This is a genomic window from Streptomyces sp. WM4235 (assembly GCF_001279725.1).
Taxonomy (GTDB): Bacteria; Actinomycetota; Actinomycetes; order Streptomycetales; family Streptomycetaceae; genus Streptomyces.
In genome coordinates this window covers 1-14,627 of sequence record NZ_LGDE01000443.1, presented here as the reverse complement: position 1 = coordinate 14,627, position 14,627 = coordinate 1, and the positions used below count along the sequence as shown (strand labels likewise).

The 14,627-nt window shown below is 71.1% G+C and carries 15 protein-coding genes; 3 read left to right on the top strand and 12 right to left on the bottom strand.

Translation table 11 applies throughout. The annotated features are described in order from the left end of the window. Positions 1-20: 20 nt before the first annotated feature. Complete coding sequence (locus ADK55_RS29695; RefSeq protein WP_063839653.1) at positions 21-1,907, bottom strand: ATP-binding cassette domain-containing protein; 1,887 nt, start codon at positions 1,905-1,907, stop codon at positions 21-23. A gap of 583 nt (positions 1,908-2,490) precedes the next feature. Here ADK55_RS29695 and ADK55_RS29690 point away from each other — a divergent pair. After that, positions 2,491-3,288: a TIGR04222 domain-containing membrane protein gene (locus ADK55_RS29690; protein ID WP_053682999.1), complete on the top strand. Its 798-nt coding sequence runs from the start codon at positions 2,491-2,493 to the stop codon at positions 3,286-3,288. Positions 3,289-3,357: 69 nt separating this feature from the next. Here ADK55_RS29690 and ADK55_RS29685 read toward each other — a convergent pair whose 3' ends face one another. The 4 genes from ADK55_RS29685 to ADK55_RS29670 form a co-directional block, all read right to left on the bottom strand. Next, positions 3,358-3,576 carry a hypothetical protein gene (locus ADK55_RS29685; protein WP_053682996.1) on the bottom strand — a complete coding sequence of 73 codons (219 nt, stop codon included), beginning with the start codon at positions 3,574-3,576 and terminating at the stop codon, positions 3,358-3,360. A 231-nt stretch (positions 3,577-3,807) separates the two neighbouring features. Further along, the gene (locus ADK55_RS29680; RefSeq protein ID WP_234350307.1) at positions 3,808-4,056 is read right to left on the bottom strand and encodes a hypothetical protein; all 249 of its coding nucleotides are present in this window, start codon (positions 4,054-4,056) and stop codon (positions 3,808-3,810) included. Between the two features lie 227 nt (positions 4,057-4,283). Further along, the gene (locus tag ADK55_RS29675; protein WP_053682992.1) at positions 4,284-4,703 is read right to left on the bottom strand and encodes an SRPBCC family protein; all 420 of its coding nucleotides are present in this window, start codon (positions 4,701-4,703) and stop codon (positions 4,284-4,286) included. Between the two features lie 115 nt (positions 4,704-4,818). Continuing rightward, positions 4,819-5,376, bottom strand: a complete 558-nt coding sequence (locus tag ADK55_RS29670) for a DM13 domain-containing protein (protein ID WP_053682990.1) — start codon at positions 5,374-5,376, stop codon at positions 4,819-4,821. 223 nt (positions 5,377-5,599) lie between these two features. Between ADK55_RS29670 and ADK55_RS29665 the strand changes: the two genes are divergently transcribed. Further along, entirely contained in the window at positions 5,600-6,298 is a 699-nt protein-coding gene (locus ADK55_RS29665; RefSeq protein WP_063839652.1) for a GNAT family N-acetyltransferase, read from the top strand. A 168-nt stretch (positions 6,299-6,466) separates the two neighbouring features. Further along, on the top strand, positions 6,467-6,835 hold the full coding sequence (locus ADK55_RS29660) for a PRC-barrel domain-containing protein (RefSeq protein ID WP_053683027.1): 369 nt from the start codon (positions 6,467-6,469) through the stop codon (positions 6,833-6,835). An 84-nt stretch (positions 6,836-6,919) separates the two neighbouring features. Here the strand turns inward: ADK55_RS29660 and ADK55_RS29655 are convergent, their stop codons facing one another. From ADK55_RS29655 to ADK55_RS29625, 7 genes are all read right to left on the bottom strand, one after another. Then, positions 6,920-9,019: a xanthine dehydrogenase family protein molybdopterin-binding subunit gene (locus tag ADK55_RS29655; protein WP_053682988.1), complete on the bottom strand. Its 2,100-nt coding sequence runs from the start codon at positions 9,017-9,019 to the stop codon at positions 6,920-6,922. A 32-nt stretch (positions 9,020-9,051) separates the two neighbouring features. Beyond that, positions 9,052-10,071: an FAD binding domain-containing protein gene (locus ADK55_RS29650; protein WP_053682986.1), complete on the bottom strand. Its 1,020-nt coding sequence runs from the start codon at positions 10,069-10,071 to the stop codon at positions 9,052-9,054. Further along, positions 10,068-10,679 carry a 2Fe-2S iron-sulfur cluster-binding protein gene (locus tag ADK55_RS29645; RefSeq protein WP_234350308.1) on the bottom strand — a complete coding sequence of 204 codons (612 nt, stop codon included), beginning with the start codon at positions 10,677-10,679 and terminating at the stop codon, positions 10,068-10,070. The genes ADK55_RS29650 and ADK55_RS29645 overlap by 4 nt, the downstream gene beginning before the upstream one ends. 184 nt (positions 10,680-10,863) lie before the next feature. Continuing rightward, positions 10,864-11,328 (bottom strand): hypothetical protein, encoded by a 465-nt coding sequence (locus ADK55_RS29640; protein ID WP_053682985.1) that lies wholly within the window; start codon positions 11,326-11,328, stop codon positions 10,864-10,866. A gap of 167 nt (positions 11,329-11,495) precedes the next feature. Continuing rightward, the gene (gene ppk2, locus ADK55_RS29635; RefSeq protein WP_078999551.1) at positions 11,496-12,464 is read right to left on the bottom strand and encodes a polyphosphate kinase 2; all 969 of its coding nucleotides are present in this window, start codon (positions 12,462-12,464) and stop codon (positions 11,496-11,498) included. 196 nt (positions 12,465-12,660) lie between these two features. Continuing rightward, positions 12,661-13,542, bottom strand: coding sequence for a geranyl diphosphate 2-C-methyltransferase (locus tag ADK55_RS29630; RefSeq protein ID WP_053682982.1), 882 nt, complete (start codon positions 13,540-13,542; stop codon positions 12,661-12,663). Positions 13,543-13,556: 14 nt separating this feature from the next. Next, positions 13,557-14,627: family 2 encapsulin nanocompartment cargo protein terpene cyclase (locus ADK55_RS29625; RefSeq protein WP_053683023.1), on the bottom strand; the 1,071-nt coding region annotated here is incomplete at its 5' end.

The window sequence follows — 14,627 nt, the reverse complement described above, 5'->3', positions numbered from 1 at the left end:
CGGAGCGTCACCTCACGATGTCAGCGGTCCAGGGAGAGTGCGTACAACTCGTGGAACCGGCCCCCGTCCAGGTTCGCGAGCTCGTCGAAGGAACCCTGTTCCACGATCCGGCCGCCGTCCAGGACGACGATGCGGTCGGCCAGACGGCAGTTCTCCAACCGGTGCGTGACGATCACCGTGATCCGGTCCTGCTTCATTTCCCGCAGGCCCGAGAACACCATGTGCTCCCCCCGCGGATCCATCGCGCTCGTCGGCTCGTCCATGACCAGCAAGCCCGGCTTCCTGTGGAACGCGCGCCCACACGCCAGGCGTTGCCACTGACCGCCGGAGGGCTCGTGCCCGCCCCAGAACGAGCGGGCCAGAAGAGTGTCCAGGCCGTTCGGGAACTCCTCGACGGCCGTCCGCATGCCCACGGCGTCCAGGGCCTCCCAGACGGCCTGTTCGCCGCGCGGATCGGGCCGGCCGAGCGTGATGTTCTCCCGAGCGGAGAACGGCCAGTACCCGTACGACTGGGTGACGAGGCCGACGTGTCGCCAGGCGCTGCGCTGGTCGGCATCGGAGGTCGGGACGCCGTCCCAGGCCACGGTGCCGCAGGTCGGTGCCGTCAGTGAGGTCAGCAGACGGATCAGGGTGGACTTGCCCGCGCCGTTCTCCCCGATCACCGCGACGACCTCGCCCCGCGAGAGGGTGAGGGAGATCGGCCCGAGCGCCGGGCTGTCCTTGCCGGGGTAGGTGTAGCCGGCCTCCTCCAGCCGGATCTTCTCCGGAGCGGCCTCCATCACCTGCGGCCCGCGCGGGCCGGACTTCTCGGCGGCCTCCTCGACGAAGGCGGTGTAATCACCGAGGTAGAGCGCGTGCTGGAACATGGCGGCCCCGTAGACGACGAGCTGTGAGAGGGCCGCGGTGGACGTCCGCATCGCGACGATCGCCGTGCCGGCCGCCGCGAGGGCCATGTACCCGCCGACGACGAGCCCGGCCAGCGCACCGTAGGTCGCCACGACGAAGAGACCGGAGGCGGTGGCGGCGATCAGGTGAACCAGGAGGTAGCGGGGCGCGGAGGCGACCATCCTGGAGTCGATCCGCTCACAGACGGCCGCGTACCAGTGGTGGGCGTACGGCCGCATGCTGTTGCCGCGCAGCTCGTCGGCGAGCTTCGGCGTGGTCAGGTGCCAGCGCATCATGTGCTTGATGTTGCGCGAGGCGATCGTCTGGTTGTGGAGGCGGTAGTCGAGCCGTGCGGCGTACACCGATCCGAGCCCGCGGGGCACCACCGACAGCAGGAGCAGCGGCAGCAGGACGGGGTGGACCACGGCGAGAACGGACGCCACGGCGATCATGTCGATCAGGCCGCCGGTGAACCCGAGGGCGTCCTGCAGGAGCATGGCGGAGCGGGCGGAGCCGGTCTCGGCGGCCTCCGACCGCTCGGTGAAGTCGGGAGCGTCGTACGCGGCGAGCTCGACGTCCATGTGGGCGTCGACCATGGCGAGGTCGGCGAGGGTCGCCATACCGGGATTGAGGCGCCGCGCCGCGCTGCCGGAGGCGAGGGAGGCCAGCGCGCCGAGCGCGGTCATCGCCGCGGCGATGACCAGCGGCCAGAGCGCGTCCGCGATCCGTTCCCGGACGCCGTCCCCGGCCAGGAGGGGCACCATCGCGCGGGACACCGCCGCAAGGGCGGCCGCCGTACAGATCCCGCCGAGGATCTGGGCGGCGATCAACACGTGGAAGGCGGCGCGGTTCACGGCGAGGGCGAGCCGTGCGGTCTGCCGGAGGGCGGAGGGAACGCGGCGGGCCATCTGCCCGAGCGACAGCGCCTCCATGGTCTCGTTGTGCCGGCCCCAGGTGTACGTGAACTCCGGAGGGGCCGGTGGCGCGGCGGCTTTCTCTGTCTCGACCTGCTGCTCGGACATCTCGATTCCCCTTCGACCAGGTTTCCTTGGAGGCCGGTTCGCCCGCGTCCGCGCAGGGAATGCCGACCCGCCCGCGCTGTGTGCGGCGGGGCGGTCGCGTGGTCGCGGGGAACCGGAGGGAGTGAGTAGAGCGCAGGCCGGCGGCGGGAGCAGCGGGATCTGGCCGACCTCGTGGTGACGGTCCCCCCGGCGTGGCAGCTGATCGTGTTCGGGTGCCGTCGGGCTCCCGGGCGTCGCCGAGGGAGAGGTTGGCCGGAATCGGCGGGTAGAGGGGTGGCGTCGCCGGAAATGGCTTGCGGCCCCGAAGAGTCCGCGTGGTACGCGGGGCGGATGACCGGCGGCCCTCGGGTCACCTCTTCGGTCATCACGATGCTGACGTAACCTCAAATCATGCTCTGAACATGCAAGTTGAAGGATTCGAGCACGGCGTGAGCGGCCATTACCCCTGCACGCCCCTCGGGGCGCCGGGCTGAATCGTGGTCCGCTCGCGACGGGGGATGGTCATGAACCGGGCAACAGGCCGTATGCACGTTCCGTGCCGATCACGGAACGTGCCGGGGAATCGACAGAACGGCATCGGCCGATGAGCACCCCCGTGTACCTCCTGGCGATCCACGTGGCCGTCATCGTCTCGTCCGTCCTGCTGATCGTCCGGTCGGGCAGGCTCTCTGGTCCTGGTCCTGGTCCGGAGGCGGGCGCGGACGCTCGCGTCCGGGACGTCCTGGAGGCGGCCTACCTGCGCGGCGGCCCCGGACGGGCCGTGAACACGGCGCTGACGGGGATGCGCGTGGACGGCCGGTTGATCGTCGCCGGTCAGCGCGGCGACCACGTCACCGTGCGCCCTGGGGCGGTCGCCCACAACGCGATGGAGCGGAACGTGCTGGAAGTGTTGGCCCGTACGAGCCGCGGGCCCGCCCTGCATCGTGCGCTCGCGCGCGGGCCGGCCGTGCGAGAGCTCGGCAACTCGCTTTCCGAGCGCGGGCTGTCGGTGTCGCCGCGCACCATTCGGGTGCTCACGGTGTGGGCGGGCGGCCAGGTGGTGGGGTGCCTGTTGGCGTTGTTGTCCGTGCTGATCGTGCCCGCGACCTTGCTGGGCGCGGATCCGGACACCCTCACGCGGCCCGGGAGTCTCCTGGCCCTGCTCGTTCCGTTCACAGGCGTGGTCATAGGTTTTCAGCGGCGCCCCACCCGGTGGCAGCGGGTGACGGACGCCGGGCGGCGTGCGCTGGGGGAGTTCGATAGGGAACACCCGCACACGACCTCGATGGTGCATCTCGTCGCCGCTTACGGGGCGGCGGGCGTCACGGGGGAGATGCTGCGGCGAGCATCGCGGAGCGCCGGACGGGACGGAGGGCTACCCACGGATGACCGAGGGGCGTGATCGAATGGCGTCCGCGCACGCTGAACACCGCCGCGTGTGGCGGGGGTGGACACGGCCGGTCGAGACGGCCTAGCGTGCGCCCCATTGCGCGGGTCCGCCCCCTTGCCATTCGATGAGGCCCGCTCCGTAGGGGGCGACCTCGTCGGGGTCGAGTCCGGCGCGGCGCAGCAGTTCGAGCACATCGGCGGGGCCGAGAGCGGTGCCGAGGACTTTCCCGTCGATGAGGACCCGACGTCCGCCGTGTTCGTCGGGCGGGTCCACGATCACGCGCAGTCCGTCTGTAGCCATGTCTCCAGGGTGCGGGGGAGTGCTCACCCCGGCACGCCGGGAGTACCGCCCGTACGCGACAGTGACCGAATCGTCACCCAGGGTGTGTGTGGCGGGTGTCTGCCGAACCTGGTGTCCCGTTCGACCTGTGATCGCCGGGCCGCGGACGCGTTCGGCGTGGGATTCGGGTGCCGCGCGAGACCGTCACGTCGGGGGCCCCGCCGACGGCGGGGCCCCCGGAGTCCTCGCGGGTCAGTGACCGAAGCCGGTGAAGTGGCCGAACTCGGCGTGCTCGCGCTCGGCCTCGACCGCACACGCCTGGGTGTAGACCGGTCCCACACGCGCCGGGATCGCCGCGGCAGAAGAGCAGTCGGACTGGAACCGCGACGCGCCTCCGGAGAAGTACTCTCCCTCGATGTCCCCGCCGTTCGCCAGTGCGGCCCCGGCGCCGCCCAGCAGAATGCCGGCGGCGAGAACGGTCGCGGTCAGAGCGGAACGCATGCGCATGATGACTCCCATGGATATCGGAACGACGCGTCACGAACGGTGCCGCGTCCGACCCGAGAACGCTCCAAGTGCCCTACAGGCAATGGCGGATCACCCCAATGGCCCGACGCCCGACCAGAAGTATCGGTACTCCTCTACTCCGGACGGGCACATCCGCCGCACGATCTGGTGTCCGCCGGTGGGTGGGCGCCTCGCTCGGTGCCGCCCACGCCCGGTCAGGCTCAGGCCCCCTGCTCGGCCATCCGCTGGAACTCGCCCAAGTCGTAGTTGGCCAGGGTCGAGTCGAGGTTGGTGAGCGCACCCAGCCGCTCCACGAAACCCTTCGGGTCGTACTCGATCTGAAGGGTCACCCGACTCTCCGTGTCGCTGAGCCGGTGGAAGGTGACCACACCCGCGTGGTGGACCCCCTCGGTCGTACGCCAGGCGATGCGCTCCTGCGGTATCACCTCGGTGAGTTCCGCCACGAAACTCTTGTCCGCGCCCGGCAGCGACACCTGCCAGGCGAACGTGCGCGAGTCGATGCGCTCGACGTGCTTGACGTGACTGAGGAACGAAGGCCAGCGCTCGACGTCCTTCCAGAGCGCCCAACTCACCGCGACCGGTGCCTTGATGTCGACAGCTTCGAGCAATGAAGACGCCATGGTTCTCTTCTCCTCCGTGCGTTGCGGCTGGTCTCCCCTTCCGTTACCCGGAAGACCGGATTTCACCGCGGAGGGCGCGCCTGGTGCGGAGCACGGTGCCCGAGGGTGACGGCGGTCAGGTCCCGGCCAGTTCGGCCGCCCCGAAGGAGACGTCGAAGCGGTCGCACCAGATGGTGACGCTGCTGTAGTCGGAGAGGTTCAGCCCCTCGGGGATCGCGTAGTTCTGGTCACCCTTGTTGCCCTTGAGCTTGCCCAGGCTGACGTACTTGCCGTCGTCGAACACGCGCCAGCCGCCCACCCCCTCCTTGACCGGGGCGTCGGTCAGCCAGACCCGAAGGTCGGGACCGTTGCTGGTGTCGAGGTTCTCCAGGCGGAGGGTGCGGGAACCGTCGGGGAGGCCGATGAGCTTCGCCGTGCCCGTGGTGGTGTGCTCGTGGCTGATCAGGGAGCCCTGGGCGAGGGTTCGCGGACCGGTACCGCCTCCCCCTCCGCTGCCGGTGGCGGCGGCGGTGGCGGAGGAGTTAGTGGGGGCCGCCGTCGGGAGCGCCTCGCTGACGGTCTCGTTCTGCCAGAGCTTCCACGGCTGGAGCCAGTACAGCCCGACGCCCAGCACCGCCCCGGCCACGATCAGTGCCCCGGCGATCAGCCGTCCGCGCCGCTTCCTGTCTCCCACTGCCGCTCCCTCGTCGTGATCACTGTTCGTCCGTCTCACCGCATTCAATGCGATCAAGGGCCCGTACGGCGCGTCCGCGGTGATGACGAATTCCTTACGTGCGGATCGCCGCCCCGACCGTCGGCCGGCCGGTGGACCGGCTGTGGGGCCGTCCGGCAGGCATGTCCGGCGTGTCCGTCGAAGCGCGGCGGGGCGGCCCGGTCGCGCTGCCTACCGTGGCCCCATGAACGTACGTACAGCGCTGCCGGCCGCCGGGTACGGGATCCGGTGCGCGCGCCCCGCCGAATCGGGCGCGGTCGCCGCGCTCCTGGCCCGGTCCTTCGCCGACGACCCGGTCATGGTCTGGATGTTCCCCGAACCGTCCCATCGGGCGCGCAGGACCGCCCGCTTCTTCAAGCTGATCTCGCGGCAGCAGCGCCCGCGCGCCGGCGCCGTCCGAGTGGCCGCGACGCGCGGGGGAGAACTGCTGGCGGCCGCGCTCTGGTCGGGCCCGGGCCGCTGGCAGCCCTCCTCGGTGCGGGAACTCGCGGCCCTTCCCGGCTACGCGCGCACCTTCGGCGTACGAGGGTTGCGGCGAGCGGCCGAGGTGGAGAACACCCTGCACGAGAGCCACCCCGAAGGGCCCCACTGGTACCTGCCCACCCTGGGAACCGACCCGACGTTACAGGGCACGGGAGTCGGTTCGGCCCTCGTACGCGAGCAGTTGGCCCACTGCGACCGGCTCGGCGAACCTGCCTACCTGGAGTCCAGCAAGGCCTCGAACGTCCCCTTCTACGAGAAGTTCGGCTTCCGCGTCACCGGCGAGATCCGGCTGCCGGGCGGAGGGCCGCCCCTCTGGCCGATGTGGCGCGTTCCCGGCTCCGGCTCCGGACCTGATCACGGACTCGCCGAAGCCGCGGTCGGCCCGACCGACTGTCGATGACGACGACCGACCACCACCCGTGTGGACCGGATCTTTGAGGGCAGGCGCCCTTTCGACGGATCCGCGCCGCTCCGGTTCCCGCGGTTCGCGGGCTCCGAGATCCCGACGCTTCGCGGGTTCCGGGAGGAAGCGGCCGTCGCCACCGACGAGTGTGAAGGAGTTGTTCTCATGTCCGACAACGTGTGGGGTTACCGCGAGACGTCCGGCCGAACGGCTGGTGCCGATCTGACGGGGTACAAGGTCGAGGCCGCGGACGGTTCCATCGGCAAGGTGGACAAGCACTCCGACGAGGTCGGTTCCTCGTACCTCGTGGTCGACACGGGTCCCTGGATCTTCGGCAAGGAGGTCCTCCTGCCGGCCGGGACGATCAGCCGGATCGACGTGGAGGAACGGAAGATCCACGTCGACCGGACCAAGGAGCAGATCAAGAACGCTCCCGAGTTCCACAGGGACAAGCACCTCGGCGACGCGGGCTACAACGAGGAACTGGGCACGTACTACGGCACCGGGGCCCCGTTCGGCGGCCGACCCGCCTGAACCGGCCCGGCCCGCGAGGCACGTGTGGGGGGCGTCCACCCCGTGGAGGGTGGGCGCCCCCCACACATGCGGCGGTGGACCTTCTCAGTCCCGGCGGTCGAGCGCCGACAGGACGCGGTCCGGCGTCAGGGGGAGTTCGCGCAGTCGCCGACCCGTGGCCTGGCTCACGGCGTTCCCGATGGCGGCCGCGGTCCCCACGATCCCGATCTCGCCGATCCCCTTGCTGCCCATCGGATTCAGGTGCTTGTCGTGTTCGTCGATCCAGTGCGCTTCGAGGACCGGCACGTCGGCGTGCGCCGGCACGTGGTAACCGGCCAGGTCGTTCTCGGTGAAGTCGCCGAACGCCGGGTCCATGGTGCTGTGTTCGGTCAGCGCCATGCCGATCCCCATGACCATGCCGCCCTTGAACTGGGAACGCGCGGTGCGCGGGTTGAGGATGTGCCCCGCGGCGAAGAAACCCAGCAGGCGGCTCACCCGGACCTCCCCGGTGACCGTGTCCACCCGCACCCCGGCGAAGTGCGCGCCGAAGGCGTGCCGGGCGTACGGGGACTTCTGCTTGGCCGACTGCGTGGTGTCCGCGGACGCGGACAACCCCTCGTCCGGCAGGGGGCCCCGATGGCGTTCCAGTCGCGCGGTCAGGGCGGCGCAAGCGTCGTGCACGGCCCACCCCCAGGAGGCGGTGCCCGAGGAGCCGCCGGCGAGCGAGGCGGCGGGCAGGCCGGTGTGTCCGATGGCGATCGACACGGAGTCGAGCGGTACCCGCAGGGCGTCGGCGGCCACCTGCGCCAGTACCGTGCGGGCGCCCGTTCCGATGTCGGTGGCGTTGATCTCGACGAGGTAACCGCCGTCCGGGCGGGCGTGCGCGCGGGCGGTCGAGGGGGCGATGAGCACGGGATAGGTGGCCGCGGCCATGCCCGTCCCGACGAGGAACGGCCCGTCCCGGTACGGATCGCGGCGGCCGGCCCAGCCGAACCGCTCGGCGCCCTCGCGCAGGCATTCCACCAGGTGACGGCTGCTGAAGGGGCGACCACTGTCGGGCTCGGTCGGGGGCTCGTTGCGCAGACGCAGTTCCACCGGGTCGATGCCGAGCGCTTCGGCCAGTTCGTCCATGGCCGACTCCAGGGCGTACATGCCCGGTGCCTCCCCGGGGGCCCGCATCCAGGACGGGGTGGGCACGTCCAGGGCGACGGCGCGGTGGGTGGTGCGGACATCCGGTACCGCGTACATGACACGAGCCGGCACGGCCGCCTGTTCCACGAACTCGCGGACGCGTGAGGTGTGGGTGGTGACCTCGTGCGTCAGCGCGGTGAGCGTTCCGTCCGCGCGGGCGCCCAGCCGGATGCGGTGCAGGGTCGGTGCGCGGTGACCGACCGTCGCGGGCAGGTGCCCGCGCGGCAGGGACAGCTTGACGGGCCGGTCGCAATGGCGCGCTGCCATCGCGGCCAGGACCACGTGCGGGCGCGGGGTGCCCTTGGAGCCGAACCCGCCGCCCACGTGCTCGGAGACGACGGTGACGTCCTCCTCGGGCAATGCGAACAAGCCGGCCAGGGCCGTTCGCACGGCGCCGCCGCCCTGACAGGAGTCGTGGACGGTCAGGTGCCCGCGCCCGGCGTCCCAGTCGGCGGTCGCCGCGTGCGGCTCCATGGGGTGGTTGTGCAGCGGCGCCACCGCGTAGGCGCAATCGACCTGTACGGGCGCCGCCGACAGCGCCGCGTCCGGATCGCCCTGCTCCCGGTGGGCGGGGTGGCCGCCGTTGGCCTCCTCGGGGGTGTAGGCGTCCGGGTGGTCGGCGGTGAGGGTGACGTCGTACGGATCGCTCTCGTAGGTGATCCGGAGCGCGGACGCCGCCGCCCGCGCGCCCTCCGGTGTCTCGGCGACGGCGACGGCCACGTACCAGCCGCGGTGGGGGATCCGGACGTCCTGGAGCAGTTGCAGGGTCGGGTCGTCCGACGGGCCCAGACGGGGCGCGTTGTACGGGGACAGCACACCGATCACGCCCGGCAGGGACATGGCGGCCGTGTCGTCGACGGCCGTGACGCGGCCGCGCACGATCGTGGCGGGCACGGGCCAGGCGTAGGCGCAGCGGGGCGGTGTGTGCTCGGCCGCGTAGCGGGCGGCTCCCGTGACCTTCTCGCGTCCCTCCCGCCGGGGGGCGGGGCTGCCGAGGGCGGTGGTGGGGCGCATGGCGGCTCCCTTTCCTGATCGGTGCGGGCGGGTCAAGGCGTTCGGGGGAGGGGAGGCTGTCCACCGGCTGAACGGATCAGGGTGCCGAGTACGTCGCAGGCGAGACGGTGGGCCAGAGCCACCTTGAACGCGTTGTCGCGCAGGGGCCGGGCGCGGTCCAACTCGGCCCCGACGGCCTCCCGCACGACGGCGTCGGAGGGCTCGGCGCCGAGCAGTCGCTCCTCGGCGATCGTGGCACGCCAGGGACGGTGGGCCAGACCGCCGAAGGCGAGCGCGACGTGCCGGACGCGGCCGGCGTCGAGTTCGAACACGGCGGCGACCGAGGCCAGCGCGAAGGCGTACGAGGCCCGGTCACGGGCCTTGCGGTAGAGGGAGACCGCTCCGGCGGGCACGGGAGGCAGCACCACGGCGGTGATGATCTCCCCCGGGCGGATGACGGTGTCCCGCTCGGGCTCCTCTCCGGGCAGCCGGTGGAACTCCGTCGCCGCCACCCTCCGCGTGCCCTCCTCGCCCCCGTACAGCTCGATCTCGGCGTCCAGCGCGGCGAGGGCCACCGCCATGTCGGAGGGGTGCGTGGCGATGCACTGCTCCGAATGGCCCAGCACGGCGTGATCGCGGTGCACGCCCTCGCGGGCACCGCAGCCGGTGCCGGGCTCGCGCTTGTTGCACGGTTTGGACACGTCCTGGAAGTACGGGCACCGGGTGCGCTGGAGCAGGTTCCCGCCGGTGGTGGCGACATTGCGCAACTGTCCGGACGCGCCGGCAAGCAGGGCCTGGGAGAGCGCGGGGTAGCGGGATCGAACGAGGGGATGCGCGGCCAGGTCGCTGTTGGGGACGAGGGCGCCGACGCGGACTCCTCCCGCGGGCTGCTCCTCGACCTCGTGGAGAGGCAACCGGGTGAGGTCGATGAGGGTGCCCGGCGTCTCGACGCCGTGCTTCATGAGGTCGACGAGGTTGGTGCCGCCGCCGAGGTAGCGGGAGCCGGGGCGCTGCGCGTAGGCGGCCGCGGCTTCCCGGAGGCTGCCGGCCCGTACGTAGGCGAAGGGCTTCACACGATCACGTCCGGGCGCGGGGCGGTGCTCGCGGTGGCGCTCTTCGGCGGGGCGGGCCGGGCGCAGACGTCCGCCACGGCGTCGACGATCCCGTTGTAGGCCCCGCAGCGGCAGAGGTTGCCGCTGAGTCGTTCCCTGACCTCTTCGGCGGTGAGCACGACAGGGCCGGTCGACGCCGCCGCTGCCGGCTCGGTCACGTGCGAGGGATGACCGGCGGCGGCCTCCCGCAGCACCCCGAGCGCGGAGCAGAGCTGGCCGGGGGTGCAGTAGCCGCACTGGAAGGCGTCGTGCTCCAGGAAGGCCTCCTGGAGCGGGTGCAGCGAGCCGTCGTCGTCGGCGAGTCCCTCGACGGTGGTGACCTCCGCCCCGTCCTGGGCCACCGCGAGCAGCAGACAGCTGTTGACGCGCCGACCGTCCACGAGGACGGTGCAGGCACCGCACTGGCCGTGGTCGCAGCCCTTCTTGGACCCGGTGAGGTCGAGTCGCTCCCGCAGGGCGTCGAGGAGGGTGACGCGGTGGTCCACGTCGAGGACGTGATCAGAACCGTTGACGCGCAGCGCGACACGCGAGTGATGGGCATCGGCCGGATGGGTACCGGCCGGTGGGATGTCGGGAGCGACCTGGTGCGGTGGGTTGGTTCCGTGCGCAGCCACGACTGCCCTCCATGTCCGTTTGCGGTGGGTACATCCCGTCGACTTCCCAGCCTCGGTCATCCCACCCGCCCCGGCATCCTCGACATGCACGACAACCGCGGCGTCCCGTGGCCGGCTCCGATCACGGGAACGACGCCGCTCAGTCGGTCCCCGCTGCCTTGGGCCCCTGAGTGTGGGCCGGATGGCCCGTCGTGCGGCGCCGCGCCTTCAGCTCGGCCTCGAAGAGGTGGTTCCTGCCCTGCGCCAGATCGCGCACGATCTGCTGTTCGAGCTCGACGAAGGGGCGGTGGTACGTCGCGTTGTACGCCTCGATGATCTGGAAGGTCCAGTGGCCGGGGATGACGTTGCGCCCGAGAATCTCCCGCCGGACCGCCTCCGCCTCGCGGTGATGGCCCGCGAGGTGCAGAAGACGGACGGCGTCGTCGAGTTCGAAGTCGGCCGTTCCGGTGAGCTGGTGGAAGCCGTAGAGGTGGCCTCGGGCCCGTTCCGTCGTCTCCAACGCCTTGGACAGGGCTCCCAGCGCCTCCACCGTCTCGTCGCTCACACCGTTCGGGCGATCGTGGCCCGAGTCGGGGGCGGTGCGGTCGTCATCGTGTTCGCTCATCCCAGGCGGCCCTTCGCTTCGGCGGCGGTGCGCGCGGAGACGTACACCTCCGCCTCTCTCCTTCCTGCCGACAGTAGGCACACACGACGCTCCTCGCCGTTCACGACATGCGAGGCCACCGGCTCCGACCGTCGACGGGTCTGCCGCCCACCAGGGGCGGCCCCGGCTCAGCCGTCCGGGTGATCGCCCCTGCGGCCACCCGGACGGGACAGCGGCGTCGGCGACAGGTCGGTGTCCTCCTCACCCGGCTCCAGCAGGGTCCCCGCCGCCCCCACGATGAGCGGATCGGGCTCCCCGACCGCGTCCGGGTCGCGGCTGTCGTAGTCGAACCGCGAGAGCAGGCTCCGCATGGCCTCAAGCCTGCCGCGCCGCTTGTCGTTGCTCTTCACCACGGTCCACGGCGCGTGGGTGGTGTCGGTGGCCCGGAACATGTCGACCTTCGCGGTCGTGTAGTCGTGCCACCGGTCCAGCGACTGGAGGTCGACGGGGGAGAGCTTCCACTGACGCACCGGATCGACCTGGCGGATCGCGAAACGTGTGCGCTGCTCGGCCCGGGAGACCGAGAACCAGAACTTGACCAGCAGCAGCCCGTCCTCCACCAGCATCCGCTCGAAGTCGGGGCACTGGCGCAGGAACAGCCGGTACTGCTCCTCCTCGCAGAACCCCATGACCCTCTCGACGCCGGCCCGGTTGTACCAGGACCGGTCGAAGAAGACGATCTCCCCGGCCGCGGGAAGGTGCGCGACATAGCGTTGGAAGTACCACTGGCCCGACTCGGTCTCGGTGGGCGTGCCGAGAGCGACCACCCGGGCCCCCCGGGGGTTGAGCCGCTCGGTGAACCGCTTGATCGTTCCGCCCTTGCCCGCCGCGTCCCTGCCCTCGCAGACCACCACCAGCCGCCGGCCGCTCTCGCGGACCCAACGCTGCAACTTCAGCATCTCGATCTGCAGCACCCGCTTGCGCCGCTCGTACTCCGCCCGGCCGATCCTGTGGTCGTACGGGTAGTTCTCACGCCACGTCTCTATCGGGTTGCCGGCGCCGTCGAGCAGCACGGGCTGCTCCGGCCTGGTCGCGTCCACCGTCAAACCCCGCAGCAGCCGCAGCGTCCCCTCGGTCCTGCTCTCCGTGTCGTCCACACCCAGCCCGTGCCCACTTCTCGGACATCCACCCGTTCGCGGAACCCGAATCCGCACGGCCGCGCAGGTCACGGCCGCCAGTCTCGTGGGACGAGCGACCCCGCACCTCCGCCTGAGGGGTCGGGTTCCTCCCCCGGGCGGGGAGGAACCCGACCCCTCAGGCGGCGTCGATCAAAGCGGCGTCACCGCGTCGGCCTCAGACGCGGTCGGCCGCGATCAGGAGGTACTGGAACGAGCCGTCCTTGTAGGAGTTGATGAACGCCTCCTCGATGCCGGTGACCAGGGAGGAGGTGGCCCGCGCCTCCCAGTACGGCAGGGTCGCGGCCGTCAGGTCGACGACGGCCTGCGGTACGAGGCGGTTGTCGGCCATGGCGCGCATGTACTCCCGACGGGAGTGGATGTTGCACTCGAAGTGCGCGTTGATCTGGGAGACCCACTTCGAGGGCTGGCCGTAGCGGGGGTTCCAGCACCCGGTGATCGTCACGTACCGGCCACCGACGGAGAGAACGCGGGAGTGCTCGGCGAAGAGGTCCTGGAGGTCGACGTACATGCTCGACTCGTTGTTCCACGAGGCCGCGGCACGGCCCGTCTCGAAGGGCATGTCGAGCATGTTGCAGACGCGGGCCTGGACGGACTGCTCGATGCCCAGCTCGCGGGCCCGCCGGTTCGCGAACTCCGCCTGCTTCGCCGACAGGGTGACGCCTTCGACGTCGCATCCGAACCGCTGGTGGGCCATGACCATCGAGCCGCCGCGACCACAACCGGCGTCCACGAGCGTGTCCGTGTTCCCGATGGGACCGAGGTGGTCGAGGAGCACGTTGGTCTGTGCGGACTCCAGGCGGTGGAGTTCGGCGATCAGCCTCTTCTCGTACTCGCCGTCGTCGGTGTCGCCGAGGGCCGCGTGGTCGACGTCCCCGATGCCGTAGTGGTGGTGGTAGAGCCCGTCCACATCGCCGAGGCGCAGGTTCACCGGCCTGGCCTCGTGGTCCCAGTAGCGGGCGATGTCCCCCTGATAGGGCGTCGCCGGACCGGGAACGAACGCGGAAGCGGGGGCGGTGCCGAGATCAATGCTGGTCACAGATGAATCCGTCCTTACCAGAAGTCGGGCAGGCTGTAGCGGTAGGTGTTGGTCTGGTGCCAGTGGTGGTTGCCGTCGACCCAGGCGGCCACGCCCCGCAGGAAGCGCAACAGGCCGGGGTCGGGCAGTTGGGCGGCCAGGTCGGCGGCGGCGCCCTCGAAGGAGCGCATGAGGTCGTTGTGGACCTCGACCGCCTTCAGGTAGGCGTCGCGGGCCGAGACGCCCTCGCGTTCCGCGATCACGACGGGCAGGTTCAGGTGGAGTCCCGGAGCGGCGAGCTCCTTGGTGTACGAGTACAAGTCGTTGACGATGGTGGTGGCGTTGCCGGCGAGCGCGATGACCCGTTGCACGGCCGGCTGCGCGTGCAGGTCCGCCGGCAGTTCATAGCCGCCGACCGTGTCCGTGATGGTCGGACAGGGGCGGAAGTTGTTGAACTGCCGCATCGCCAGGTACTCCCACACCTCCGGCACGTATTCCGTCTGCGCCCAGGCGGCCTCCGCGAGGTATCCCAGGTGCAGCCGGGCCATGTCGTGCCGGTACCGGTCGGCCTGGGAGGGGCTCGCCTCCCGCACGAAGTACTCCATGGCCGAGCGGTATCCGCGCCGCGGGGCGTCCGAATGGAGCGACTCCGCCCACGCCGGCTGGTACTCGGTCGTCGTGTGGAGGGGGTCGAGGGCGGTGTGCGCCAGAAGGAGGCGTCCGCCGAGGCCGACGGGCGAACCCCCGTGGTCCTCGCAGTAGCAGTCGTCGAGGGCGTTCTCGGCGGCCATCAGCCGCGTCGCGATCATCACGTGGTCGACGGTGGGCGCGTCCGGATGACAGGCCACCATGTACCGGCCGAGGGAGAAGCCGTCGAACTGGTCCTCCCAGTCCGGCGGGAACAACTGGACCTCGTCCACCGCCCAAGCCTTGATCCGTCGGCCGACCTCCTCGACCCGCACGGGGTCGGGCTCCGGCACCGGGTGGTAGAGCAGACCGGGGATCGGATTGCCCGCGGCGGCCGGTGTGGAAGGCGCGGACGCTTCCTCGCGGCGGGGCGGATACAGCCCCCCCGTACCCCGACCATTTGGGCCGCCCAGGATCCC

Excerpts from the sequence above, each read along its gene's own strand:
- ADK55_RS29690 (WP_053682999.1), top strand. The coding sequence starts at position 2,491 with ATGAGCACCCCCGTGTACCTCCTGGCGATCCACGTGGCCGTCATCGTC.
- ADK55_RS29655 (WP_053682988.1), bottom strand. The coding sequence starts at position 9,019 with ATGCGCCCCACCACCGCCCTCGGCAGCCCCGCCCCCCGGCGGGAGGGA.
- ADK55_RS29675 (WP_053682992.1), bottom strand. The coding sequence starts at position 4,703 with ATGGCGTCTTCATTGCTCGAAGCTGTCGACATCAAGGCACCGGTCGCG.
- ADK55_RS29685 (WP_053682996.1), bottom strand. The coding sequence starts at position 3,576 with ATGGCTACAGACGGACTGCGCGTGATCGTGGACCCGCCCGACGAACAC.
- ADK55_RS29640 (WP_053682985.1), bottom strand. The coding sequence starts at position 11,328 with ATGAGCGAACACGATGACGACCGCACCGCCCCCGACTCGGGCCACGAT.
- ADK55_RS29665 (WP_063839652.1), top strand. The coding sequence starts at position 5,600 with ATGAACGTACGTACAGCGCTGCCGGCCGCCGGGTACGGGATCCGGTGC.
- ADK55_RS29660 (WP_053683027.1), top strand. The coding sequence starts at position 6,467 with ATGTCCGACAACGTGTGGGGTTACCGCGAGACGTCCGGCCGAACGGCT.
- ADK55_RS29695 (WP_063839653.1), bottom strand. The coding sequence starts at position 1,907 with ATGTCCGAGCAGCAGGTCGAGACAGAGAAAGCCGCCGCGCCACCGGCC.
- ADK55_RS29680 (WP_234350307.1), bottom strand. The coding sequence starts at position 4,056 with ATGCGTTCCGCTCTGACCGCGACCGTTCTCGCCGCCGGCATTCTGCTG.